Source organism: Thalassolituus alkanivorans, from assembly GCF_020447205.1.
Taxonomy (GTDB): domain Bacteria; phylum Pseudomonadota; class Gammaproteobacteria; order Pseudomonadales; family Oceanobacteraceae; genus Venatoribacter; species Venatoribacter alkanivorans.
This window is the reverse complement of sequence record NZ_JAJAEL010000007.1, coordinates 152,120-176,989: the sequence shown is the minus strand read 5'-3', so window position 1 is coordinate 176,989 and position 24,870 is coordinate 152,120. Positions and strand designations below refer to the sequence as shown.

Here is a 24,870-nt window from a genome sequence, read left to right as displayed (position 1 = left end):
GCAGCGGCCGCTTTTTTTTTTGTGTTGGCTGTTGCTGGCGGAAACTCAGGCCTCCGCAATGGCGCCTTTGTTAACACCTTCAAAAGCACGCACTCTGACCTGGCTGTTAGGGTGTAGCTGTTTGATGGTGTCGGCCAGATGGCGGGCGATAAATTCCACGGTGGTATCAGTGTTCATCATATAGTTGCGGCTGGCTGGCAGAGATAATTCGAATTCGCCTTGCTGTGCGCTGTAGCGGAACAGAAGCTGGTTGTTGTCGCTGCTGATCAGATCTTCCGCGCTGCCCAGATAAATATCGGCCCAGCGCTCTGCCCATTGTTGTTCCAGCGTACTGCTGCGCTCATCGTCAAGCCAGATCTGAATGCGTGAGCGATGACCGTGGGCGATGCGCTGGCAGTTGCCGTTGTGTTTTTTCAGGCCGTGACTGTAGTGATAAAACGCGCCATTGATGTCTTCTGCAACGAAGCTCAGGGTCAGTTGTTCAACATTGACCGGGAAATGGCTGCGCAGTTGCTCACGGCACCAGTGAGCAACGCTGTTGGCGTCGATTTGTTCGGCATCGACCAGGGCAACGGCCTGGCGTGGTGCGCGCATTTCCAGCAGGTCGCCGTTGTCGTACTGCCAGCTGAGTTCGATGATGTCACCGCTGTGTTTCAGGGTCAGGGCCGGTGACTGAACCGGCACCAGCAGGCGGTGATCAAGCTCGTCGTCCAGCCAGTTGCGCAGTGTCTTTTTAACGATGCCGAAGTCGCAGACCATGCCTTGTTCGTCGAGGGCGCCGTCGAGAACGGCGGATGCCCACCAGGTTTCACCTACCAGGCCGCGCTTGGCATCCAGATAGCTGAAATCGACATTGGTGAGTTGCTCTACGAATAACTGCATGGTGTTCCTCTGGTGTTCCGCTGAGAGGCAAAGCCCGACTGAGAGACAAAGCCTGAAATAGCCGCGCATTCTAGCGGAAAGCGGCCATCAGGGCATAGCACTGTGCGGCCAGTGAACCCGGTATGCGCCACGCCGGGAGGGGATTGAACCTGTCTGAGCTGTCCGGGTCTATGCACCACACTGTGTTTATAAAGAGTGGCATTAAGCCGTTCCTGAGCTATCGCCGCTGACAAAGCCTGTTATGATAGGCGGCATTTTTATATCTGAAGGATGCGTGAGTCGCTGCGTGTCCTGTATTAACTGAGTGATTCCTTTGTATGGCTATGCATAAACTTCTGACCGCTTCTCTGATGTTTCCTGCGCTGGCGGGTCTGATGTCCGGCTGCAGTGACAGCGGCTCTTCTTCTTCCTCAACTGTGTCGGTTTATGTTCAGGCCGGACAGGAAGATATCAATCATGCCATCGTACGGTCGGTGTCGATTACCGAAGCCGGTTTGCCTAATGAGGATGCTGAAGGACGCCTGGTTCGTTCAGAGTATGTTACCGATAGGCACGGTGTGGTTAAGGCTGTGATTTCGACCGGTGAGCTGCAATTATTTGAGCTGGTTGGTCGTGATGCTGACAGTGATACGGCGACGGCGGCAACTACTGTGCGTTGTCAGTGGGTTGCTGGTTGTTCAGCTGGTGCGTTTGCTGCGGATATGGAACAGACGGCCAATCTGGGCTGGCGTTCGGTTGCTTACGACCTGAGCAAAAATGAACGTATTCGTGTTACCCCCCTGACGGATCTGGCCGCTCAGCTGGCATTCGATTATGTCTATAACGAGAGTCTGGTCAGCGGTTCTGGCACTGTTGCGGATGTGGCTGTTGGCTGGGTCGAAACCGGCTATTACTCCGCGTATTCCACCGAACAGGCTATCTCTCAGGTTTCCAGGGTATTTGGTATCAGTAATGTGCAGACCACAGAGCCTGCCGATCTCACCCAAATTAATGAATGGCGTGGCGCCGATGCCGCCAAAGCTGCAGACAGCATTCGTTACGGTGCCTTGTTGGCGGCCTGGGCACATCTGGCTGAAAACCATACTGCTGTCGATGGTGTTGATTTTACCCATGCCGTCGCTGCCGATTTCAGCGCCAATAAAGGCCAGATGATGCAGCTGGGTGGTACGCAGACGCTGACGCTGGCGGCACTGTATACCGATGCGATCAGCAATTTACAGGCACTGAACGTAACGGATGCGACTCTGCAGGGCTACATTGCCGGGGTTATTTCCGCACTGCAGGCTGATATTGATGGCTTCACCGCCGATACCCTGACTGCCAAAGTTCCCGATACGCTGTTGTCGCTGTTTGGTCAGAGTGACTATGACGATTTTGTGCTGGGCATTAAACGCACCAAGGCTTTTGTCGGGGTTATGCGCAATTACAGCGATACCTTTTTTGAAGACAGCTACAAAGCCAAGGTGGATCAGTATGTTGATCTGCTGAAAAAAATCGGTGATGAGCATGCCGCTAACCTGAATACAATCGTGACGGCTTATCGTGAGACGGCCGAGCTGTATCAGCAGACCTATCTGGCGGGTGCTAATACCTGTGCGGATACTTCGGCCTATGCCTGGGTGACTTCCTGTTCTTACAGCAACCCGACGATGACACTGAATAACGGTACGATCATCGTCAGTCAGGCGGTAGCGGATGTGAACACCACCGATGCCGATGACAAGCCAACGTCATCGAATGCAATTGATGTGCTGATTCGCGGTACCTATGAGCAGGGCACGCTGCGCTTTGTGGTCGATAACGTTTATGAAGACGATAACGCTGCTAACGACATTCTTTCGGCCTCCGGTGTGCGCGTTTATTTCACCACGCCAGTGAGTTCTCTGGCTGATCCGGCGGGGAATGAAATTCTGGGTTATGAAATGCGCTGGTCGGATTTTTCACTGTACGACACCAGTCGTGTCGGTGGCGCTGAAGAAGCCGAAGTAACCGGCAGCTATCGCATTTTCTTCCGTGGAGTGAAAGACCCGCAGGACAGTAACAGCGAGCGCCGTTTTAATATTGATACCGTGGTGCTGAATGGTCGTATTTCCGACAAAGTTGGCGACGACAATGAGCAGGATGTGGATTATTCAACCCTGTATGTGGCGGCGACCAGTACTAACGCTTCTGAGCATTATCCGGCGCAGCGTTTTGCTTCGTTCAACGGCTTCTTTACACCCAATCCGGCATTTGCGGCAGGCGATGTGGTAAATGGTCTTGTGAGCTACGTAACCGGTGAGCAGACGGTGGCCGGTCAGAATGTGCAGTATCTGGATTTTTATGTGCCGCTGGGTGAGTCGCAGCGTTTCCGTTTTTACCCGACGGTGAAGCGTGAAGATGTTAATGACGTGGATAAAGATGACGATAAAACCGAGCTGGTCAGTACCCACGATCTGGAGATCTGTGATCTGAGCAATTCCGGTGGTGGCTGGGTGGTCAGTTCCTGTAAGCCAAAGCAGCGTCTGTATGCAGAGCGTGATCTGCAGCTGGCCATTAACGATCTGTGGGAAGCGGGTGTGTTTTCACGGATTGAAATTCCGGGACGTGGCCTCTACTTCGTTACCTGGCCAACCAATACAGCGGACGCTAATGGCTGTCTGACGCTGGCACCTCTGGCAACGGCGGAAACGTCAATGGACGGCACTTTGTACGATCCTATGGTGTTAGGGCTGAATGCGGTACGTGTTACCAGTGAAGTGCGTCTGAACGATCAGCCGCGTACCTTGCTGGATGTACTGCTGAATGCGCCAACCATGGATCGCTATAAGCTGACCGCGGCGTTGTCACATAGTTACTCCGGTCTCACCAGCAGCGACGTTTACCTGGGAACGGGGTCGTCACTGGATCGGGTTGTGCTGAGCTTTGATACCGATTCATCGTTTAAAACCACCGGCAGTCTGGCGGTGTACAGAGATGGTGTTGCCCTGACATTAAATGATGGAACAGAAACCACCATCGACAGTGAACTGACCGCCTACCTGCAGCAGAACTACAATCTGTCGCCGCTGCCATATAAGTACATCACCGGCAGTGATGGTAAGTACGATTTGTGCGTGCTGAATAACGTAGCTGAAGTGGCGGATAACACCGTGCTTGCTGATGCGGTATTCACGCTTAACTTCCGCGATGTGGTGTACGGCCGTATCCGTCAGGAGAATGGTATCTGGCTGATCCGCTATATTGATGGCAGCTGGGAGACGCTGTAATTTCACAGCGCTTAATAGGCACAAAAAAAGCGACCTCCGGGTCGCTTTTTTTGTGCCTGCTTGCAGGGTTGCGGATCTTCAGGCAAACAGCCAGAAATGCCCGGCGGTGCGTAAAGCGATACCAATCAGTGCGCCATAAATGGCTGGGCGGACAACGGCGGCGACAGGCTTGCCTGCGGCAATCAGAATGGCAACGCCGGCAACATCGAGCGGACATAGCAGCAGGCCGGCGAGCAGGTTGATTTCCTGCGCGCTGAGTAATCCGAGCTGCACCTGTTCCATCGCGATACCCATCATGGCGGTGCCGCCGGCGATGTATTTGGTGATGGCCAGCAGCAGAGTTTGCTGTGGAAAACCGATAGCCGTGAGCAGAGGAGACAGCAGGCTTTCGAGTTCGCTGATGGCGCCGGTCAGGCGGATCAGATTCACTGCCACCAGGGCAACGACCAACAAGGGCAGTGCTCCCATGGCGATGTCCCAGGCGTCGCTGCCGGCACGGCGTATGACCTGCAACAGTTTGCCGTGCTCGGGATCGGCCTCTGGCATCAGTTCGGCAGAGGGCGGAGCGCTTTCTTCCACACTCAGCTTGCGGCCGAAAGCATAGTAGGTTGCGGCGGCGGCAATCAGACCGGCAGGAATAGCCAGCAGCAGGGTGGTTGGTATATCCAGCCCGGCGGCGGCCATCGGGAAGACGACATTCGCCTGGGCGAGGGCCAGCACCATGGCCAGGGTCGCGGCGATGTGGCGTGGAGAGGAGCCGTTGCGCGCCATGATGGCCAGTGTTGCGATTGGCGCGGCGAAGCTGACCATGGACACCTGAATCAGGGCGAACACCCCAAGACCCGTCAGGCCGAACGGGCGTAACAACGGGCTGACCACGCGGACAATCCGCTGCAGCAGGCCGCGTGCTTCAAGCCAGCGCATGATGCTGAGCATCACAATCATAATGGGCAGCAGAATAAACAGGGCCAGCTCCACCGCCGAGCGGCCGGAGCTGAGAATGGTGGTGGCTATCTGATCCATAAACGTGGTTCTTGCTGAAAACGCAGACGATAACAGAGTTGCTGGTGTCCGGCTTTGGTTACTTGGTCGGAGATGACCGGTGTTCAGATGTGTTTATACCGTTATCCATATGGTGATTTTACTTATCCCTGCTGCGGTTTTGGCGTGGTCATCACAGAGGCGGGTTAGCAGTCGCCAGTTCGTTCCTGTATACTGCCGCGTCTTAATTTGTGGCTGGCGATTGTCCGCAGTCGTTCAGTAGTGGTCAGAATGACCGGCAGCAGCCGGTTGTGATTGAATTTTTTTTGAGGCTTAACAATGACTGGATACGTTCAGAAGGGTGGCTTGCAGGTTGCTCAGGCGCTGTACGACTTCGTAAATGAAAAAGCGATTCCGGGTACTGGTATCGATGCAGAGAAATTCTGGGCAGAGTTCGACGTTCTGGCGAACGAACTGGCTCCGAAGAACAAAGCGCTGCTGGCCAAGCGTGATGATCTGCAGGCGAAAATCGATGCTTACCATACTGAACGCAAAGGTCAGCCTCACAATGCTGCAGAGTACAAAGCATTCCTGCAGGAAATTGGTTATCTGCTGCCTGAAGGCGCGGATTTCGAAGCAAGCACTGCTAATGTAGAGCCAGAAATTGGCCAGATGGCCGGTCCTCAGCTGGTTGTACCGGTAATGAATGCGCGTTTTGCTCTGAACGCTGCCAACGCCCGTTGGGGTTCTCTGTACGATGCGCTGTACGGCACCAACGTTATTTCTGAAGAAAACGGTGCGGAAAAAGGCACTGGCTACAACAAAGTACGTGGCGACAAGGTTATTGCTTATGCCCGTGCTTTCCTGAACGAAGCGGCACCTCTGCTGAGCGGCGACCACGTTGACAGCACCAAGTACGCGATCGAAGAAGGCAAGCTGGTTGTTACCCTGAAAGACGGTTCAACCACCACGCTGAAAAACGCTGCTCAGCTGGCTGGTTACAACGGTGATGCTGCTGCACCGGTTGCGATTCTGCTGAAGAATAACGGCCTGCACTTTGAAATTCAGATCGATGCAACCACTCCGGTTGGTTCTACTGACGCTGCTGGCGTTAAAGACATCCTGATGGAATCTGCACTGACCACCATCATGGACTGTGAAGACTCTGTTGCTGCGGTTGATGCGGCCGATAAAGTCGTAACCTACGGCAACTGGCTGGGCCTGATGAAAGGTGACCTGGCAGAAGAAGTGACCAAAGGTGGCAAGACCTTTACCCGTACCATGAACGCTGACCGCGAATACACTGGCCTGAACGGTGAAACCGTGAAGCTGAAAGGTCGTTCTATGCTGTTCATCCGTAACGTTGGTCACCTGATGACTAACCCGGCGATTCTGCTGGCTGATGGCAGTGAAATCCCTGAAGGTATTATGGATGGCATGATCACCACGCTGATCGCGATTCACGACCTGAAAGGCAATGCGCCATTCCGCAACTCTACTGCTGACTCCGTGAACATCGTTAAGCCAAAAATGCACGGTCCTGAAGAAGTGGCTTTTGCTAACGAACTGTTCGGTCGCGTTGAAGATGCACTGGGTCTGCCTCGTTTCACCATGAAAATGGGCATCATGGACGAAGAGCGTCGCACTACAGTAAACCTGAAAGAATGTATCCGTGCTGCGAAAGACCGTGTTGTATTCATCAACACCGGCTTCCTCGACCGTACCGGTGACGAAATCCATACCTCTATGCTGGCCGGTGCTTTCGTACCTAAGTCTGTAATGAAGCAGCAGCTGTGGATCAACACCTACGAAAACTGGAACGTGGACACTGGTCTGGAAACCGGCCTGCAGGGCCGTGCTCAGATCGGTAAAGGCATGTGGCCTATCCCGGATGAGATGGGCATGATGATGGATCAGAAGATCGGTCACCCTAAAGCCGGTGCCAACACTGCATGGGTTCCGTCTCCGACTGCAGCGACTCTGCACGCTATGCACTACCACAAAGTAGACGTATTTGCTGTTCAGAATGAACTGAAAGGCCGTGAGCATGCATCTGTTGATGGCATCCTGACTATCCCTCTGATGACTGCTGAAGAAGCTGCTGCGCTGACTCAGGAACAGATTCAGAAAGAACTGGATAACAACTGCCAGGGTATCCTGGGTTACGTTGTGCGCTGGATCGATCAGGGCGTTGGTTGTTCCAAGGTACCTGATATCAACAACGTTGGCCTGATGGAAGACCGCGCGACTCTGCGTATCTCTTCCCAGCACGTTGCCAACTGGCTGGAGCACGGCATTTGTACCCGCGAACAGGTTGAAGACAGTCTGAAGCGTATGGCTGCGATTGTTGATGGCCAGAACGCCGGTGACCCGCTGTACATCAACATGGCACCAGGTTTTGATGGCATTGCCTTCCAGGCCGCGTCTGACCTGATCTTCAAAGGTAAAGAGCAGCCAAGTGGTTACACTGAGCCACTGCTGCACGCTTACCGTCTGAAGTTCAAAGCAGCTCAGTAATCTCATCTGCCTGATCGTTCAGGCTGTGTGAGCACGAAAAGCCCGGATTCTTCCGGGCTTTTTTTATGTAAAAGCGGGGTAAAAGGGTATTGCTGACTGGTTGCTGATCAATGAGGCGGTTACAATCTGTTTACTTTCGCATTCAAAAGAAAAATAACTATGTTCTCTCTTTCCCGCATATCTCTGTTGCTGAGTGTCTGCCTGCTGGCGGCATGCAGCGGTAATGGTTCCAGTACCACCCGTAAGACGGAGCCGGTCAAATACGTTAACGGTTACGTTGGCAGTAGTGGTGTACAGAGTGCTGTGATTCAGGCTGTGTCCATCGATGTTCAGGGACAGACGGCAACCGAGGTCATTGATACCGATGATGGTCAGCAAGAAGTCTATGTCGGTGCAAAAGCCACTTCAACGACTGCAGCCTACTATCAGGTGAAGCTCGACAGTGATGATATCGGCCGCGCGGTTACCCTAATTGTCAGTGGGAAGAGCGATGACGCGACAGTTGAACGTTGTGAGCTGGTAAATGGCTGTTATGGTGGCTGGAGTTATCGGGCAACCAAAGCTGTACCGCAGGAATATGAGCTGCGCTCATCGGTCGGTAATGCTCAGAATAATATGCGCATCAATATTAATTGGGTAACGCATCTGGCCAGTGCACTGGCATATACCAGTTATATTGATAATAGTGGAGATGGTTCCAACCCGGATGTACCACGGGCTGGTGTTTATACCGCTTTCACTATTGAGCGCGCCAATTTATGGCTGAATGAGCTGTTCGGTTTGTCAGATATTGTATCGCTGCGTCCGCTGGCACCATCAGAACTGTATAAAGACAGTGGTCTGGCTTCAGCAATTAAGCAGGAATCAATTATCTATGGCGCCATTGTTGCGGCAGGGCAGCAGTTGGCTCTCGAAGCCGGGCAGGATCAGGTTGACTGGTTGGCGGATGTGGTTGATGAATTTCTGCATAATCAGGGGCAGTTGTATCAGCGATCATCCGTGTCTTCGACCACTTCTCTGTATCGTATTTTCAGCGCTGCACGAACGGTTCTTCAGGAGAACCGAACCTATATTTCTGCTCAGAATTATTCTGTTCCATCAGAGCTGACAGCTGCTATTGCTGTACTTGATCAGCGCCTGGGTGCTCTGGAAAGTAAAACGGATGAACTGACCGCGGTGGATATTCCTGCAAGCCAGGTAAAAAACTGGCTGGATCGTATTAATAATGCCCGTGCATTTATGGCTGATCTGAATGAGCGACTGGTTAACTATAAAGGTCAGGATCCGAATACCTGTAATAATGGAGAAGCTCAGGATGATAATAGCTGTGTACACAGTTTTATCGATCCGGCTTATGTTACTAAAACGGTAGATTATTATGACGCCTTGAACAGCATATACGAAGGCGTTGCTCCGCAATTGGCCACTGGTACCCGCACACTGAAAGATCTGGTGCTGGAGTTAATTGCTTGCACTAACTCCGGTTGCGCCGGTGATGCCCGCTATGATGGCACTAATAAAAAACTTACTGTTGATGGTCTTGTTCTGACCATGGTGCCGGTTGAGTTGGGTGTGGAAATTGAAAAAGAAGGCAAGTACAACGCTTTTGATATTCAGTTATTGGGCGAAATAATCGTCGATGCGGATGATCCTGCTGTCCCTAATGTGCCAGGTGGCACCAGTGGGCCACTGGACACTATTGCCAGTATTAAGTTTAAAGAAGTTAAAGGTACCAACGACGCTGGCGAGGAAGTTAAAAGTTATTCGCGTGTCCGTATTGTATACAGTGGTGAAGAAGGTTTCTCTACGCCTCCTGACCCGGTTGTAACACCCCCTTTAGGTTATGACCTGGAATGGCCAGATGTTGAAATTCCAGCGACAGTTAATGGCGTTAATCAGGAATTCAATCTGTATTTCTCAGCCAAGTTGATTGGTGTTGATGATGTATTGGTCCCTGCATCTCCTCTGCATTACAACCTGACGTCTGTCGCTCTGTCGCTGGTTGCTAACAGTGACACTAAAGGGACGATTACAGAAGGTGGGAAAGAGGTTGAACTGAAAGATCTGGCTCAGGTCACTCTGTCGGCGACATCCTCTAATGCCGCTAATTATTATTCAGATTCTGTATGGCCTGAGCTGGATGATTTCTTCCGTGTGCGCAGTGGTTTTGAATCTGGAATTATTGAAAGTAACCTCTTCGAATACCGGATTATGGAAGATCAGAGTGTGCTGTTCAGTAAAATCGACGATAAAGAGGTTTTCCGTCAGGCTGATTATATTGATGTCAATATTACCGGCTACGGTATAAACCGGCTGGAAGTATTCGGCGACACCGATGGTGTGCCTGGTCTGCGTAAATGCTCGGTGATTATTAATGATGCTAATGAGCAGGAAACCAGCGTTTGCACACAGTTAAGTGAAAGCGAAGAAGAGCTCACTATTCAGAAGCTTGTGGATGATGACCTGCTTGGCCTGTTTTCAATTCCCAGCCGCGGCGCGTACCGGCCATTGTTTCCTGATGTTGATAACAACGGCAGTTATGAATTAATAACCGGTACTGATGTGGTGCTTGATGGCAAGCTGGAAGCTGTATTTACTCAGGGTATTAATAATTTAAGTCTGCGAGCAGCACACGAACTGACCGAAGGGCAGGGGAGTGATGTTGAACGTGCACCGTTGGCAATTGTCGATGTTAAATTAACCCGTTCAAGTAAGGATGTTTGGGAGCTGGCTGTTGCAGCCGGTTATGACTACGACTATCTGGTTGATGTACTGCCAACCGGTGTTCGGGCGCAAAGTTTGTATCTGTCTTATCTGGTCGGTAATAACTCTGCTCCGGACGAAAATGATGCTGACGTAATCCGCGATTTTACCTTTGAATTAGGTGGGCTGATTATTTACCGAGGTGGTGTAAAACTCTTTACCTCGGAAGAAAAAGGCGAAAGCATTGGTGTCACCCTGGCCAGTCGTGTTGATTACGAACTGAATGGCAGTGGCCAGCCTTGCGGTGTTATTAATCGTAAGGATGAAATCGTGACCGGCAACTGTAATGCAGTCGGTTATCTGACCTACCGCAACTCCATAGTAGGTGTTATCCGTGAAGAGCGTGATGGCATTTATGTCGTCCGTTTCAGTGATGGTCAGTTCCTGGTGCTTGGCGGTTGAAGAACAAAGTTCACTCTTTCCTTTCTGCGGCGGTATATACCGCCGCATTCAGTTTTTCCTTTTCATCTCAGGCGGCCGATCGCCAGCTGTATTCGCTTCTGGAAATTCATGGCAGTTCACAGCCGGTTTCTCTGACCGATATGACGACTGGCTGGGATGGCGATTTTCAGCCAGGCACTTATGCCTATGCCGATGCCCGGTTTCGTTTTGGCATGCGTTATCAAAGCTGGCAGTTGGAGCGTGAAACGCGCTGGTATTATTACCTGACCTTTAATCGTGATACTTCAGAGTTTTACCGCGAGCTGGAACTGGGGCTGCCCGGAGCAAAAGATCGTCAGTTGGACCTTGAAGTGAAAGGTCTGCAGGCGCGTGGTTTACGTCTTTCTCACCGCTTTGAGTTGCCGGCGCTGAGCATTACACCGGCGTTGGCCTATTACCATGTTGGTCATTTTCAGTTTGGTTCTCTCAGGGGGGCTTCTGTTGCGGGCGATCCGTTGACTGCATCAGCTGTGCTCGATTATCACTTTGATCAGGACAAAATTCTGGAATATCCGGCGGATGTCAGTGATGGTTCCGGCATCAGTATGGATATTTCATTCAGTAGCTTGCTAAGGGAGCGCTGGCAGCTGGATGCCACCTTCACTGATTTATGGAATCGCTGGCAGTTCGATGATGCCGCTTTCACTACCGGATGCATCAATCTGAGTGGTGGGGGGCAGGCGGTTTGCAACAGCTCAGGGGCCGCTTCCGGCCGCTCGGGGCAATCTTCTTATGTGACCGATATTCCCTGGTCATTGAATACCGGTGTTTATGACACAAGTTGGCAGTTGGGGATGCGCTACTTTCAGCACGATCGCTATCAACGCTTCAGTCTTGCCAAAGACTGGACGACACCTTTAGGTGCTATGGGGATGTCACTTCATTCTACGAATCAGGTTGGAGTGCACTGGCGTTCAGGCTGGCACCAGCTGGAAATAGTCAGCGATGATGTGTGGCCCGCTTATGCGCGGGATATTCAGCTGCGTTTGGGGTTAACGCTGGGTTGGTAGCGGGGCGGACTCTGTTTCTCTGTGACTGCTGCCTGTCTTATCTGTCCGTATTTCTGCGGTCTTCTTTCAACTGCGGGATGCGGCAAAATCCGCTATGATGCGCGCTGGATTTTAGCCGGCGTGACGTTGCCGGTAAGCACCGCCCTGAGCAGCAGAGTCTCCGATGTATCTTGAACATTTCGGTTTTCAGCGTTTCCCTTTCACCATTGCACCGGACCCGGATTTTCTCTTTCCGTCGAGCGGGCATCAGGAGGCACTGGCACATCTGCAGTATGCGCTGACCGGGCATGGCGGCTTGATTTGTCTGACCGGTGAGGTAGGTACCGGTAAAACCACGCTGTGCCGTGCATTTCTTGCTCAGACACCCGCTGAAGTACGCACGGCGTATCTGTTTAATCCACAGTTATCGGCGACGGAGCTGTTGCAAAGTCTGTGTGATGAGTTGGGGCTGAGTTATAACCCCGATGCATCATTACGTGAGTTGTACGCTTTGCTCAACAAGGCTCTGTTGGACTGGTATGCCGCCGGGCAGCGGGTAATCTGCGTGATTGATGAAGCGCAGAGTATGCCGCCGCCGCTGCTGGAACAAATCAGGCTGTTGACCAATCTGGAAACCCATAAAGAAAAGCTGCTGACGCTGATTCTTGTTGGTCAGCCTGAGTTGCGGGAATTGTTGGCCCGCCATGATCTGCGTCAGCTCAGTCAGCGTATTACCGCGCGCTATCACCTGCAGAATCTCAGCCTGACAGAAACCCGTGCTTATCTGCGCCATCGCTGTGCGCTGGCCGGTGTGGATGGACAGCTGTTCAGCCCGTCCGCCGCACGGCGGCTGTGGCGGGTAAGTGGTGGCGTGCCTCGCTTGATTAATAATCTGGCCGACCGGGCGTTACTGGGCGTTTATGCCCGTGGCGGCAGGCTGGTCGACGTCGCTTTGGTTAGAGGCGCTGAAAGAGAAATCCTTGGTCATGGTGCCGGATGGCTTGATCGCGCTCCGCGGCGCAGTGCCTTCACTTGGTTGTCGGCATTGATAGGCTTCGCATCCATGACTGGCCTGCTGGTTTTGCTGTTTGTTTTCAGTCCGGCTTTGAAAGAGCAGATTTCAGACTGGCGAACCCCTGTGACGGCAGACCCGGTATCTCCGCTGGCGCTGCTGACGGCTGCCGGTTTGGCCGGAGAGTCTGACAATGCGGCAGAGGTTGTTACCTGTGAGCAGCTGCAGGGCAGTAAACAGTGTTTGTGGGTGGACTGGCCGTGGCTCAGGTTGCAGGGCCTATCCGTGCCGGTTGCGGTACAGATGAAATCGGCAGAAGGATTCGTTTGGCAGCGCTTTAGTGCTGATCTTAATCCGGCATCGTATGCGGGACAGGCCTTATTACTGTGGCAGCCCCCCGCCGGATACAGCGGCCAGCTGGTTCGTCCCGGACAAAAATCGGATCTGATTCTCTGGATCCGCCGTCAGCTGAATATGGAATGGCAGGCAGACTGGCTGGTGATCAGTCCGGAAGGACAGAATAATCAGGTTGACTCGCGGTTTTATGATCCTTTGCTGGCCAACCGGGTTGCACAGTTTCAGGCGGAGCATGGGTTGAGTGCCGATAAAATTATTGGCCCGGAAACCTTGCTGTTTATGCAACAGGCGGAACAGGATGAGGTCCGTCCTGGTCTGGCAGGAGGGGATAATTAATATGTCTTATATCCTCGATGCCCTGAAAAAATCGGAGCAGGAGCGTGCCCGGCAGATGAACCAGCCAATGTCGTTGCAGGACAGTACGTCGATATCCCTGGCGGCAGAAACACCGTTCAGAAGTATTAACCGGATCTTGTTGTCTGTTGCACTGGTTACGGTAATCACGGGACTGTTGTATGGCCTGACTCTGTTAAGTGGTAAATCCGCACCGGTGCCGGTGGAGAATACACCGCAGGTAACTGCACTGGCTGACGATATAACCCCGGCCGCTGAGACAGTAACCTTACGCCAGGCACCGCCGGTTGCTGCGGTAACGCCGGCCGTCGGAGCGACACCGGTTCCGTTGCAACAGACACCGGTATCGACGCCATCTCCGGCACCGGAAACAGCCATTGATTCTGAGCTGCGGGAAACTGCGCCGCGCGCTGGTGTTGAAACCCGCTCGTTACCTCCGTTAGCGTCTTTACGCCGGATACCGCAGTTAATGATCACCAGTCATATTTACAGTCCGGTGCCGGAGAAGCGTACGGTCAGTATGAATAATCGTGAGTGGAATGAAGGAGACCTTATTGCTCCCGGCATTATTCTGAAAGAAATTACCCCGGGCGGTATTCTGCTGGATGTTGATGGCTGGCCATTGCAGGTTGGCCGCAGCAAAGGCTGGCAGGCCATTCCCTGATGCGAGAAAAGACAGCATGCTGAGCAGTGAAAGCAAAGAACGCATCCAGGCGTTGTATCGTGAGTGCATTAAAGCGCTGGATTTAAAACCGCGTTATGGTCAGCGGGTAATGATTGCTGAAATTGCCAAAAGTCTGGGCGCTATTCATGAAGATGATAAAGGCCAGCGCGATAATGATAATGGCATTGCGGTGGTGGAAGCGGGTACAGGTACCGGTAAAACACTGGCGTATCTGTTGGCTGCCTTGCCGATGGCGATTGAAAAAGAAAAGAAACTGCTGATCTCGACGGCCACCGTCGCCTTGCAGGAGCAGATTCTGGATAAGGATCTGCCGAATTTAAAAAAAACCATTTCTCTGCCATTTAATTTTGCCCTGGCCAAAGGCCGTGGCCGTTATCTGTGTTTGTTAAAACTGGATAAATCATTGCAGCATTTGTCCGGGTTGTTATCCACGGTCGATTTATTTGAGCAAACGCCGGAAGAGCAGGACAGGGAGCTTTATGAATCTTTACTGCAGTCGTATGGCTCCGGCAAATGGGACGGTGACCGCGACCGTCTGACCGATGCCATCGAAGACAAACAATGGTCGCATTTAACCGCCACACACCGTGAATGCTCAAACCGGCGCTGCCCGCATTTCCAGAACTGTGCTTTTTATAAAGCCCGCAATGCGATGGAAGATGCGGATGTGATTGTCGCCAACCACGATCTGGTGCTGGCTGATTTATCGCTGGGTGGTGGTGCAGTGTTACCTGCGCCGGAAAAAACCATTTATGTGTTCGACGAAGGCCATCATCTTGCCGATAAAGCCCTCAATCATTTCCGTCTTGAAATCGGCGTGCGGGCGCAACGCCAGTGGTTGCAGCAACTGGAAAAGGGCATTGAGCAGTTTGTTGCAGCCAGCGGTATTCCGCACAGTATTATGCATTCATTAACGGAGGCACCGCAGAATATCCGCGATATTCTGCAAAGCATCAGTCTGGTCTGGCCATTACTAATGGATATGATCGGCGATCAGGACCGGTTACGTTTTGAATCGGGAAAAATGCCGGAAAACTTACGTCAGCTGCTGATCAATATAAAAGGGCCGTTGCAACCTCTGTTGCTGTGTCTGGATAAACTCAATGACATGCTGCAGAAATCCCTCGATCCAAAAGAAGATGGTGATTTTACCCGTGATGTAGCAGAAGCCTGGCAGGCGCCAATGGGGATTATGTTTTCCCGTGCGGAGCAATTATCCGAAGCGCTGTCCTGGCTCTGTGCCGAAGAGGCTGAGGGTGCTCTGCCGGTGGCGCGCTGGTTGTCGAAAACCCCGTTTGGTGATGGCTGGGATATTCGTCTGAGTGCCTCGCCTATTGCGGTGGCCGATCAGTTACGCAAAAACCTCTGGTGGCGCTGCTATGGTGCGGTGGTTACCTCGGCAACCCTGACGGCGCTGAACAGCTTTAATAAATTAAGCTGGGAAAGCGGTTTGCCCGACTGGGCAAATTATCAGCGGGTTATGAGTCCTTTCGATTATCAGAAGCTGGGTGAGTTGCAACCGGTGTCGCTGGCATCTGATCCCAAGAGCGATCAGTTTCAGGCGGATATTGAAGACTGGCTGAAAAACAATACCGACCTGAGCCGGGGAACGCTGGTGTTATTCAGTTCCCGTGCCCAGCTTGAGGCTACGCGTGATACGTTTTTGCACGACTGGTATGACCAGCTGCTGTGTCAGGGCTTTTTACCGAAAGCAGAAATTGTCCGCCGCCATAAAGAGCGGATTGATAATGGTGAGGGTAGCATTATTTTTGGTCTCGCCAGTTTTGCTGAAGGGATCGACTTACCGGGCGAATATGTCACCCATGTGGTGATTGTTAAAATTCCGTTTGCGGTGCCCGATGATCCGATTCAGGCTGCGATCAGCGAATGGATGGAAAGCCGTGGACGCAATCCTTTTATGGAATTAACCCTGCCTGCGGCTTCTATTCGTCTGGTGCAGGCCTGTGGGCGTTTAATCCGTACCGAAGAGGATCGGGGACGCATCAGTATTCTCGATAAGCGGCTGTTGTCGCATCGCTATGGCAAGTTGTTACTGGATTCTTTGCCGCCTTTTAAGCGGATTTAATAAAGAAATACGCGAATAAAAAAAAGCCCGGTCATTACCGGGCTTTTTTGTGCCAGAGGAGGGGTTTTCAGGCCAGCTGCTCTCTGAGGTCATTATCATTCTGATCGCGGATCATCAGTAAATGGCCTTCAAGGTAGGCGAGCAGCTGATCAGCCTCTTTCAGATCGCGCTGAATCAGCAGGCAGCGCAGCTGTTTGCGCTCACGCTCCATAATACGCACATGGAAGCGGGCGCCGGTTTCCGGAATTTCCAGGTACAAACCACGGCTGGATTCAGACAGGCTGAGATCCACATGAGTTTGCTCCAGTTCGCAGCCAGCAAAGTTAATATTGTTGATGCGAACGATGTGTTCTTTGCCATTCACTTCATCGATCAGGCGATAAGGCTGCTCCAGCGGACGCTGGCGGCTTTGCAGGCGCTGGTCGGCAAGGTCATAGGCTTCCGGATTGTATATTTCGGTACCGTCTATACCTTCCAGAGACTCGCCACACATAAAGCTGTGGAACAGGGTGCTTGAAGCTTCTTTGCGCTCAAACTGGGCCAGATGATCAGCGTTTTTGATGATGGCGAAAGTAGCATTGGCACACTGACGGGCAACGGCAGCGTTTTCTGATGGCAGGGTGAAGTTATCGAACTCACCGGTTGCAATCATGGTCGGGCATTCGGGGAAACGTTCGAAGCCCGGGAAATCGAGCAAGCGTTGCGTGTTTTGTGCGTAGCGCTGACGCTCATTGTCGTTCAGTCGGGCAATCTGACGGAACAGAAGACGGCGATAGGTCGGGCTGACTTCGGTTGCCTGCAGACGATTGTGATTGATCAGGTTGCAGACTGCAGTGGTCGCGAAAGCGTTCATATCACCAGCGGCCAGCAACTCCAGCGAGTCTTCCAGCAGGGTGATCAGGCTTTCGCGGCGGAAACAGGTGATGCCCGATAACAGCAGACGCTCAATCCGCTGCGGGTAGGCCGCCGCAAACAGAGTGGCCATGGCCGAGCCATAGCTGATGCCCAGCATCTGAACTTTATCCAGCTGCTGTTCCTGACAGAACAACTCAATCAGGTCAGCGTAGTCATTCAGGCTGAGTTCCGGAGCAAGCTGATCGTTACTGCCCTGTGAGGGGAAGTCGGCCAGAATTACCGGATGTGTGCTGACGACTAATTCCACTTCACTTTTGAATGAGGTGAAACTCTGGAATGCACCACCGAGAAAAACGACAGGCGTTTTATGGAGGTTTTCCGGAAGGCTGTATGCCTGGAATTCGACTTTGTACTGCCCGCGGGGAGTATCCAGCAGTTGGATGCGGGGAGTGTTGCGTAGATCGGCGGCAGAGAAGGTAGAGAACTGCATAACACAATTGGCTCTTTTATTCTTATAGTTTCCCGACTCTACCCCATTTATAGACAAATGGCCACAGTTGTATGTTTTCTTTACGGAACGCTGATGTTGCTGTAAGTATTTGATTGTATTGATGTTTTTGTATTTTTGCGGGCCGTTTCCTGAGGCGTTTCAGGGATATTGGCCCGCAATGTCCGACTTATTGCTGAGGAAGATTGATCGTGAAAATGATTTCTGAAGGAGTTACATCTATCCGGTATTCTCCGCCCGGCGTTTGGTGAGTCTGGGCGTTGATGTTGTCGCTGTTCGGGATGCTGATAGCAAACTGTCCCGGTGCAATGTTGTATCCCAGGCCGGCCGGTGGCGTGACATCGGGAGTGATGTTCGTTGGGAATTGCAGGTTACCGTAGTCAATCGGCGTACCGGGTTCAAGGCCAAGGACATCACGCAGGTATTCCTCTCGCAGAGCCTGTTGTGGGTCTAGTGCCGGAGTGTGGAAATCGTAGGTGCTTTGACTCAGCAGAGCGTTGTCCCGCTGCTCTGACAAATATTGATCAGCAATTTGGGAGGGGACCTCTGTTCCGCCATTTAACGGATCACTTTCGCTGTAGGGCTTATCCAGTGGTGACACCCGCAGGGAGGCGTCCTCCTGGCTGTTTTCCGCTTTCTGGGCGGCGGGCTGCCGGCGGACAATGACCGTGGTGTCTTTAATGTAGGCTTCGGTCATTTCTTCGGGCGGAATTTCTGTGATTTCGGCCTGAACGGACGCGCTGATCAGTATGCTGGCCGGCAGTATGAGTGACAGAGGCAGCAACGCGGAAAGAAAGGAACGGTTCATGGCGGTGTGTCCGGTTAGTTTTTCTTTATCCTAGAGCAGGGCGATAAAAGGACAAGGTTCTTTACGTCAAGTTTGCCTCTGGTTCTCTGTGCGGCGTCTGTGGTGGAACTGATGGCCCGGAATGCCGCATATTTTTGTGATTGAAGAGGCATCGTCTCTATACAATCCGCAGCTTTTCCGTGCACGGGTGTCGCTAAATCCGGCATTGTCGGGCACTATTGCGTCCGGATTGTTGTCCACCCCGTTCTCTCTGTTTGATTAAGGTCACAATGAACATTTCAGAATCCTCTCTGCCTTTATGGATAGGCTTGCGTTATCTGGCAGCTAAGCGACGAAATCATTTTATTTCTTTTATTTCAGCATCTTCGATGGTTGGTATGACACTGGGTGTGGCGGTCCTGATTCTGGTGCTGTCGGTAATGAATGGTTTTGATCGCGAATTACGCGAGCGGATTCTCGGAATGGTGCCCCATGGCGTGTTGTATGAACGCGGTGGTATCAACGACTGGCAGGTGCTGGCTGAACAGGTTGAACAGCAGCCGGGTGTCGTGGCTGCCGCACCTTTAACCCGTCTGCAGGGCATGCTGGGTTATGGCGGTCGTGTTCAGGGGGGGATGGTTACCGGGATTGAACCCGCGGCAGAGGCGCGGGTTTCGATTTTGCCGCAGCATGTCATTGATGGTCAGCTGGACGATTTACAGCCCGGCAGTTTTGGTGTGCTGCTGGGCAGTTTGCTGGCGCAACATCTGAATGTTGTGGTGGGCGATAAAATTACTTTGATGCTGCCGGAAGCGACTCTGTCACCGGCCGGGGTATTGCCACGCATTAAACGTTTAACGGTGGTGGGTATTTTTTCGGTAGGGGCTGAGCTGGATGCCAATCTTGCCGTCGTGAATCTGGAAGATGCGCGCAAGCTTGGGCGCATCAATGCTCAGGCTCAGGCTTTGCGGGTTAAATTCAGTAATTTATTCGATGCGCCGGCCGGTATCTGGCGCATGGTCAATACGCTGGACGGTTATTACACCGGCAGCGACTGGACCCGTACCCACGGCAATTTATTTCAGGCGATTAAACTTGAGAAAACCATGATTGGCCTGCTGTTGCTGATTATCGTTGCGGTGGCTGCCTTTAACATTATTTCAACGCTGGTTATGGTCGTAACCGATAAACAAGCCGATATTGCGATTTTACGTACCATGGGCGCACGGCCATCGACCGTGATGGGTATTTTTATGGTGCAGGGTTTGTCTATTGGTCTGGTTGGCGTTGTCCTTGGCACGATACTGGGCGTGTTGGGAGCGTTAAGTATTTCCGAGATTGTTGCCTGGGTTGAGCAGACTTTTGGTTTCCAGATTTTAAGTGCCGACGTGTATTTTATTTCATATTTACCGTCACAGTTGTTATGGAGTGATGTGGTGATTGTAACCAGTGCTTCCTTGTTGCTGAGTTTCCTGGCGACGCTGTATCCATCGTATCGCGCATCGCGTGTTCAGCCTGCGGAGGCATTACGCTATGAGTGAGTCCTGGGTGCTTGAGGCCACGGGCCTGCGTAAAACCTACACATCCGGACCACAGGCGGTAACAGTCTGGCAGGATGTGGATTTAAAGATCAAAGCAGGGGAGTCGGTCGCCATTGTCGGTGCCTCGGGTTCCGGTAAAACCACATTACTGAATGCGCTTGGCGGACTGGACACGGTTGATGCCGGTGCCGTCATTATTGGTGGCCAGCCATTGACCAAATTGAGTGATGCGCAGCGTACCCGCCTGCGTAATCAGGAAATTGGATTCGTTTATCAGTTTCATCATTTATTGCCGGAATTTTCGGCGCTGGAAAATGTGATGATGCCGCAGTTGCTGGCCGGTGTTGCACGTAAGGCCGCGGCCGCCCGGGCGCGTGAATGCCTGGCGCAGCTGGGGCTTGAACATCGTGTTGATCATAAACCGGCGGAGCTGTCCGGTGGTGAGCGTCAGCGTACGGCGATTGCCCGGGCTTTGGTGAATCGTCCACGACTGGTGTTGCTGGATGAACCAACCGGTAATCTGGATCAGCAAACCGCGCGACAGGTCGAGGCTGCTATGTTAGCTCTGACCGAGCAGGCTGAGACGGCATTTATTATGGTAACTCATGACAGCGAACTGGCCGGCCGGATGAACCGCTGTCTGCAGTTGCGCGACCTCACGTTATCTCCCTGGCAGGGATAACGCCGGGAGATTCTTTCACATCGGCCGGCAGTATTAATTACCGCCGGCTGTCAGTTACTTTCTTCGTTTTCTGCGGCACGCTTCAGGCGATTAATACGGCGTTTTTTCCAGTTATTGGCAATATGCAGTCGCCATGCAAGGTGGATGGCAAAATATCCGCATAAACCAAGAAAGATGCCAACGGTCAGTGATCCCACCAGCAAGGGTTGCCAGATGGAAACCAGTTCATTCAGCACCCAGTCGAGTGAAAGCTCAATGCTGAAGCTGTTGCTTGGTGTTCCCAGAAGCCAGGTGCCGAACAGATAAGTACCGTAGAACAATGGGGGAATCGTGATCGGATTGCTGACCCAGACCAGACCAACCGAAATCGGTACATTGGCATTGGCGTAAAAGGCAAAGAATGCAGCAATACCCATCTGGAATGGCATCGGCAGAAAAGCAGTAAATAAACCGACCAGGAATGCACGCGCTACCGAGCGGCGGTTAACGTGCCAAAGATTGGGTTTGCTGAACAGCGGGGAAAGGAAACGCAGAGAAGGATTACTCTGTACCTGTTCCGGCGATGGAAAAAACTTCTGTAAAAACTTTTTAGGCATGAACATCGCCAGCTGATTTATGCGCGCCGATTATGCCGATAATGCCATGGAGTGGCAATGCACCAGATTTATCTGTTCTGTGCTGCAGGAATCGTCAGCGGTACTCTGCTGACTCCGTTACAGGCTTTAGCCCTTGTGTTGTCGGGGGTTATCCCGCTGGCTGCTGTCTCTGCAGTAAACAGCCGTTGGCCTAATGTCCTGCCGGTTTCTCTTAAGCCTCTGTTCTGGCTGATTGCCGGACTTCTCTATGGCAGCTTCTGGCTGCAATACAACCTCAGTCACCGTCTGCCAACGGCACTGGACCGCAGCAGGCTGACTCTGGATATCACGGTTGAGCAGGTTGAAGAGCGAGGGCAGGGTCTGCGCCTTGTTGCCCGCGTTGCTCACGGGCAGTTTTTACCGGGCATCCGGTCCGGATCTGAAGTCAGGGGCTTGCCGGAATTGCGCCGCCTGCAACTCAGCTGGTATCACCCTGCGATCGCGGTGCGCAGCGGTATGCAGCTGAATGCTGAACTGGTATTACGCAGTCCGCGTGCTTTCGACAATGATTTGCCCTTTGATTATGAAGCTTTTCTGCTGTCATCAGGCATCGATGCCGGCGGCTATATCCGCAGTGCGCGGCTGATCGACGGCGGCGAGTCCTCGTTACGCGACACATTGCTGGCTGCGCAACGCCAGCGTCATTCGCCGGAGGCCTGGCCCTGGCTGGCGGGGCTGGTGTTTGGTGAGCAGCAGGCGTTCAGTGTTGAGCAATGGCGGCTGGCCCAGCAGACCGGCACGCTGCATCTTCTTGTTGTAAGTGGTCTGCATGTGGGGATGGTAGCCGCTCTTGGCTGGTTGCTGGCGCTTGCCTGTATCAAGCTTTGGGGGCTGCTCAGTGGCCGCGGTTTACGTCATCCGGCTTTGTTGCGTCTGTTGCTGATTGGCGGACTGACGGCGGGTTATGTCTGGCTGGCGGGAATGGGAATTGCGCTGCAGCGTGCCTGGATCATGATCATGGCACTGCTGTGGTTGCTCTTCAGCGGTTGGCGTTTTAACTGGCTGACGGCGCTTTCACTGGCGTTGTTGCTGGTGCTGCTGGTTAATCCCCTGATCTGGACCCGGGCCGGTTTCGGTTTTTCTTTTGTTGCTGTACTGGCTTTGCTGGCGTTTTTTACGGGGCGCCGGCAAGGCTGGTTACAGGCACTGTTTCTGCCCCAGTGGGTCGTGTTTGTCGCGATGCTGCCGCTACTGTGGTTTTGGCTGCTGCCGGTCAGTCTGGTGCAGGTGGGGGCGAACCTGCTGGTAATTCCGCTGCTTAGCCTGGTAATTCTGCCACTGGCGTTGCTGGATGCCGGGCTGAGTTGGCTGGCTGGCGCGGCACTCAGTGATACGCAGGCGCAGATGGTTATCACTGTGCCTGACGCCTTGCTGGCGGCCGTGGGTGAGTTCTTCTGGTCAGTGCTCAGTGCCCTGCAGCAACAGTCCTGGGTGGTACACTTTTACCAGCCCTGGCCGTTATTGCTGCTCTGGCCTTGTCTGCTGGTAATGCTGCGTCTGGGTGTCAGCACTGCGCTGAGCTTTGGAGCAATGCTGATGCTGTTGCTGGCGTTGTTCTGGCCTCTGTCATCTGCAGGTCCGTACCGGGAGCAGGCAATGATGCTGGATGTCGGGCAGGGGCAGAGTCTGGCTTTTATCGGTGGGCAACACACGCTGGTTTATGACACTGGTGCGCGCTTCTCGGAACATTTTGATGCCGGTGCAGCATTATTACTGCCATTGCTTAAACAGGCTGGTGTGACTCAGGTTAATACGTTGTTTGTCAGTCATTCCGATCTGGATCATGCCGGCGGCCTGAACTCTGTATTGCAGGATGGATTACCGGTACAACAGCTGTTGTTGGGACAGCTGTTGCCGGATCTGCCTGTACAGCCGCAGGCTCACCTCTGTCGTGAACTTATAACAGCCGGTTGGCAGGAAGTCGGACCGCATCTGCATTACCGCTTGCTGCTTCTGCCGGATGAGCAGCAGGCACTGGTCAACCCTTCGGATAATAATCAGTCCTGTGTGGTACAGGTGCGCTGGCATGAGCGGCGCTTCTTATTAACCGGTGATATTGAACGCGATCTTGAAGAGCGATTGGTTGAGTATTTTGGTACGGAGTTGCGTTCGGATGTGCTGGTGCTGGCCCATCATGGCAGTCGCAGCAGTTCGTCCTCTGTTTTTCTCGACGCTGTGCAGCCCGCGCAGGTATGGATTTCGGCGGGATTTAATAACCGTTTTGGTCATCCCCATACGGATGTAACGGCCCGGCTGGAGGCGCTGAAGATTCCCTGGTATCTGACGGCGCGCGATGGGGCGGTGTTGATGGCACCGGACGGTCAGGTGGCGACGGCACGATCCGGTTGGCAGCCGCCCTGGCGACAGCCTTGATTTTATTCATGATTCTGCTCACAGTCCGGCACTTTCAGCGGCGTTGCGGGTCTTATGCTGCCGCCCGGGCTTGTGCTAGAGTACGGGCCAAAATAACTGGCAGGAGTAGCTGACAATGCTGGAAATCATCCAGAGCGGTGGGTGGATGATGGTACCTATCATCATTTCTTCTATTTTGGCGTTGGGAATTACCGTTGAACGGTTCTGGACCTTACGGGCGGCGCAGATTGCACCGCGTGATCTGCTGGCGCGGGTCTGGGGCTGGATGAAAAACAATCAGCTCGACAGTGCCCGTATCAAAGAATTGCGTGCTTCCAGCCCGCTGGGCCGCGTGTTGGCGGCTGGTCTGATTAACTCCCGTCATGGTCGCCAGATCATGAAAGAAAGCATCGAAGAAGTGGCCTCCCATGAAATTCATGAAATGGAGCGTTACCTTAATGCGCTGGGTACGGTTGCTGCGGTTGCTCCACTGATGGGTCTGCTGGGAACCGTATTCGGCATGATTCAGGTGTTTTCTGAAATCATGACGCAGGGTACCGGACAGGCGAATATGTTGGCCGGTGGTATTTCTGAAGCTCTGATTACGACCGCAGCCGGTCTGATCATCGGTATTCCGGCTCTGGTTGCACACCGTATGCTGCAACGCCGTGTGGATGAAATTGTGGTCTTTATGGAACAGGAAGCCATCAAACTGGTGGATGTTCTGCATGGTGATCGTGAAGTGGCGGATTCCTCAGAGGCGGCCTAAGTGAACTTCAAACGACAGAATCGTGAAGCGGTGGACGTCAATCTGACGCCACTGATTGATATCGTATTTCTGCTGCTGATTTTCTTTATGGTGTCGACCACCTTCACCAAAGAAAATCACCTCAGCATTGATCTGCCGGAGGCAACGGCAGAAGCGTCTGAAACTCAGCCGCAGGCGATTGAAATACTGATTTCGGCCAGCGGCGAATACAGTATTAATGATCAGACGCTTATCAATCATCAGCTGGATACGCTGAAGCGTGGTCTGCAGAAGGCCTTGGCAAACAGACAGACGGCACCAGTGGTGATTACTGCTGATGCCAAAACACCGCATGAAGCGGTGGTGCGGGCGATGGATGCCGCCGGCCAGCTCGGTCTGGTCAATCTGAGCATTACCACCCGTCAACCTGGGAAATCTGAATAAACC

At 52.8% G+C, this 24,870-nt stretch carries 17 protein-coding genes; 12 read left to right on the top strand and 5 right to left on the bottom strand.

Annotated features, from left to right (window positions below):
* Nucleotides 1–45 precede the first annotated feature (45 nt).
* Entirely contained in the window at nucleotides 46–882 is an 837-nt protein-coding gene (locus LGT44_RS05455) for a 6-carboxytetrahydropterin synthase (RefSeq protein WP_230332311.1), read from the bottom strand.
* A gap of 317 nt (nucleotides 883–1,199) precedes the next feature.
* Between LGT44_RS05455 and LGT44_RS05450 the strand changes: the two genes are divergently transcribed.
* The gene (locus LGT44_RS05450) at nucleotides 1,200–4,130 is read left to right on the top strand and encodes a hypothetical protein (protein WP_230332310.1); all 2,931 of its coding nucleotides are present in this window, start codon (nucleotides 1,200–1,202) and stop codon (nucleotides 4,128–4,130) included.
* 78 nt (nucleotides 4,131–4,208) lie between these two features.
* Here LGT44_RS05450 and LGT44_RS05445 read toward each other — a convergent pair whose 3' ends face one another.
* Entirely contained in the window at nucleotides 4,209–5,153 is a 945-nt protein-coding gene (locus LGT44_RS05445) for a nucleoside recognition family protein (RefSeq protein WP_230332309.1), read from the bottom strand.
* Nucleotides 5,154–5,450: 297 nt separating this feature from the next.
* On the opposite strand from LGT44_RS05445, the gene LGT44_RS05440 reads away from it, so the two are divergent.
* The 6 genes from LGT44_RS05440 (at nucleotide 5,451) to dinG (ending at nucleotide 16,315) form a co-directional block, all read left to right on the top strand.
* On the top strand, nucleotides 5,451–7,628 hold the full coding sequence (locus LGT44_RS05440; RefSeq protein ID WP_145468469.1) for a malate synthase G: 2,178 nt from the start codon (nucleotides 5,451–5,453) through the stop codon (nucleotides 7,626–7,628).
* Between the two features lie 159 nt (nucleotides 7,629–7,787).
* Entirely contained in the window at nucleotides 7,788–10,793 is a 3,006-nt protein-coding gene (locus tag LGT44_RS05435) for a hypothetical protein (RefSeq protein WP_230332308.1), read from the top strand.
* Nucleotides 10,790–11,842, top strand: coding sequence for a hypothetical protein (locus LGT44_RS05430; protein ID WP_230332307.1), 1,053 nt, complete (start codon nucleotides 10,790–10,792; stop codon nucleotides 11,840–11,842). The genes LGT44_RS05435 and LGT44_RS05430 overlap by 4 nt, the downstream gene beginning before the upstream one ends.
* A gap of 163 nt (nucleotides 11,843–12,005) precedes the next feature.
* On the top strand, nucleotides 12,006–13,526 hold the full coding sequence (locus LGT44_RS05425; RefSeq protein ID WP_230332306.1) for an ExeA family protein: 1,521 nt from the start codon (nucleotides 12,006–12,008) through the stop codon (nucleotides 13,524–13,526).
* A 1-nt stretch (nucleotide 13,527) separates the two neighbouring features.
* Nucleotides 13,528–14,208, top strand: coding sequence for a general secretion pathway protein GspB (locus LGT44_RS05420; protein ID WP_230332305.1), 681 nt, complete (start codon nucleotides 13,528–13,530; stop codon nucleotides 14,206–14,208).
* Between the two features lie 16 nt (nucleotides 14,209–14,224).
* Nucleotides 14,225–16,315, top strand: coding sequence for an ATP-dependent DNA helicase DinG (gene dinG, locus LGT44_RS05415; protein WP_230332304.1), 2,091 nt, complete (start codon nucleotides 14,225–14,227; stop codon nucleotides 16,313–16,315).
* Nucleotides 16,316–16,382: 67 nt separating this feature from the next.
* On the opposite strand, the gene LGT44_RS05410 is transcribed toward dinG, so the two are convergent.
* Nucleotides 16,383–17,660 (bottom strand): alpha/beta fold hydrolase, encoded by a 1,278-nt coding sequence (locus LGT44_RS05410; protein WP_225692632.1) that lies wholly within the window; start codon nucleotides 17,658–17,660, stop codon nucleotides 16,383–16,385.
* A 187-nt stretch (nucleotides 17,661–17,847) separates the two neighbouring features.
* The gene (locus tag LGT44_RS05405) at nucleotides 17,848–18,486 is read right to left on the bottom strand and encodes a hypothetical protein (RefSeq protein WP_230332303.1); all 639 of its coding nucleotides are present in this window, start codon (nucleotides 18,484–18,486) and stop codon (nucleotides 17,848–17,850) included.
* 269 nt (nucleotides 18,487–18,755) lie between these two features.
* On the opposite strand from LGT44_RS05405, the gene LGT44_RS05400 reads away from it, so the two are divergent.
* On the top strand, nucleotides 18,756–20,006 hold the full coding sequence (locus LGT44_RS05400) for a lipoprotein-releasing ABC transporter permease subunit (RefSeq protein WP_230332302.1): 1,251 nt from the start codon (nucleotides 18,756–18,758) through the stop codon (nucleotides 20,004–20,006).
* Nucleotides 19,999–20,688, top strand: coding sequence for an ABC transporter ATP-binding protein (locus tag LGT44_RS05395; RefSeq protein WP_145468487.1), 690 nt, complete (start codon nucleotides 19,999–20,001; stop codon nucleotides 20,686–20,688). The genes LGT44_RS05400 and LGT44_RS05395 overlap by 8 nt, the downstream gene beginning before the upstream one ends.
* A gap of 50 nt (nucleotides 20,689–20,738) precedes the next feature.
* On the opposite strand, the gene LGT44_RS05390 is transcribed toward LGT44_RS05395, so the two are convergent.
* Nucleotides 20,739–21,284 carry a DUF2062 domain-containing protein gene (locus LGT44_RS05390; RefSeq protein ID WP_145468489.1) on the bottom strand — a complete coding sequence of 182 codons (546 nt, stop codon included), beginning with the start codon at nucleotides 21,282–21,284 and terminating at the stop codon, nucleotides 20,739–20,741.
* A gap of 57 nt (nucleotides 21,285–21,341) precedes the next feature.
* Between LGT44_RS05390 and LGT44_RS05385 the strand changes: the two genes are divergently transcribed.
* The 3 genes from LGT44_RS05385 (at nucleotide 21,342) to LGT44_RS05375 (ending at nucleotide 24,867) form a co-directional block, all read left to right on the top strand.
* Nucleotides 21,342–23,696 (top strand): DNA internalization-related competence protein ComEC/Rec2, encoded by a 2,355-nt coding sequence (locus LGT44_RS05385; protein WP_230332301.1) that lies wholly within the window; start codon nucleotides 21,342–21,344, stop codon nucleotides 23,694–23,696.
* A 115-nt stretch (nucleotides 23,697–23,811) separates the two neighbouring features.
* Nucleotides 23,812–24,444: a MotA/TolQ/ExbB proton channel family protein gene (locus LGT44_RS05380; protein WP_145468493.1), complete on the top strand. Its 633-nt coding sequence runs from the start codon at nucleotides 23,812–23,814 to the stop codon at nucleotides 24,442–24,444.
* On the top strand, nucleotides 24,445–24,867 hold the full coding sequence (locus tag LGT44_RS05375) for an ExbD/TolR family protein (protein WP_145468495.1): 423 nt from the start codon (nucleotides 24,445–24,447) through the stop codon (nucleotides 24,865–24,867). It begins immediately after the preceding gene.
* Nucleotides 24,868–24,870: the final 3 nt, after the last annotated feature.

What these genes read in the sequence shown, in the direction of transcription:
- LGT44_RS05455 (WP_230332311.1), bottom strand. Translation starts at nt 882, where the DNA reads ATGCAGTTATTCGTAGAGCAACTCACCAATGTCGATTTCAGCTATCTG.
- LGT44_RS05450 (WP_230332310.1), top strand. Translation starts at nt 1,200, where the DNA reads ATGGCTATGCATAAACTTCTGACCGCTTCTCTGATGTTTCCTGCGCTG.
- LGT44_RS05445 (WP_230332309.1), bottom strand. Translation starts at nt 5,153, where the DNA reads ATGGATCAGATAGCCACCACCATTCTCAGCTCCGGCCGCTCGGCGGTG.
- LGT44_RS05440 (WP_145468469.1), top strand. Translation starts at nt 5,451, where the DNA reads ATGACTGGATACGTTCAGAAGGGTGGCTTGCAGGTTGCTCAGGCGCTG.
- LGT44_RS05435 (WP_230332308.1), top strand. Translation starts at nt 7,788, where the DNA reads ATGTTCTCTCTTTCCCGCATATCTCTGTTGCTGAGTGTCTGCCTGCTG.
- LGT44_RS05425 (WP_230332306.1), top strand. Translation starts at nt 12,006, where the DNA reads ATGTATCTTGAACATTTCGGTTTTCAGCGTTTCCCTTTCACCATTGCA.
- LGT44_RS05420 (WP_230332305.1), top strand. Translation starts at nt 13,528, where the DNA reads ATGTCTTATATCCTCGATGCCCTGAAAAAATCGGAGCAGGAGCGTGCC.
- dinG (WP_230332304.1), top strand. Translation starts at nt 14,225, where the DNA reads ATGCTGAGCAGTGAAAGCAAAGAACGCATCCAGGCGTTGTATCGTGAG.
- LGT44_RS05410 (WP_225692632.1), bottom strand. Translation starts at nt 17,660, where the DNA reads ATGCAGTTCTCTACCTTCTCTGCCGCCGATCTACGCAACACTCCCCGC.
- LGT44_RS05405 (WP_230332303.1), bottom strand. Translation starts at nt 18,486, where the DNA reads ATGAACCGTTCCTTTCTTTCCGCGTTGCTGCCTCTGTCACTCATACTG.
- LGT44_RS05400 (WP_230332302.1), top strand. Translation starts at nt 18,756, where the DNA reads ATGAACATTTCAGAATCCTCTCTGCCTTTATGGATAGGCTTGCGTTAT.
- LGT44_RS05395 (WP_145468487.1), top strand. Translation starts at nt 19,999, where the DNA reads ATGAGTGAGTCCTGGGTGCTTGAGGCCACGGGCCTGCGTAAAACCTAC.
- LGT44_RS05390 (WP_145468489.1), bottom strand. Translation starts at nt 21,284, where the DNA reads ATGCCTAAAAAGTTTTTACAGAAGTTTTTTCCATCGCCGGAACAGGTA.
- LGT44_RS05385 (WP_230332301.1), top strand. Translation starts at nt 21,342, where the DNA reads ATGCACCAGATTTATCTGTTCTGTGCTGCAGGAATCGTCAGCGGTACT.
- LGT44_RS05380 (WP_145468493.1), top strand. Translation starts at nt 23,812, where the DNA reads ATGCTGGAAATCATCCAGAGCGGTGGGTGGATGATGGTACCTATCATC.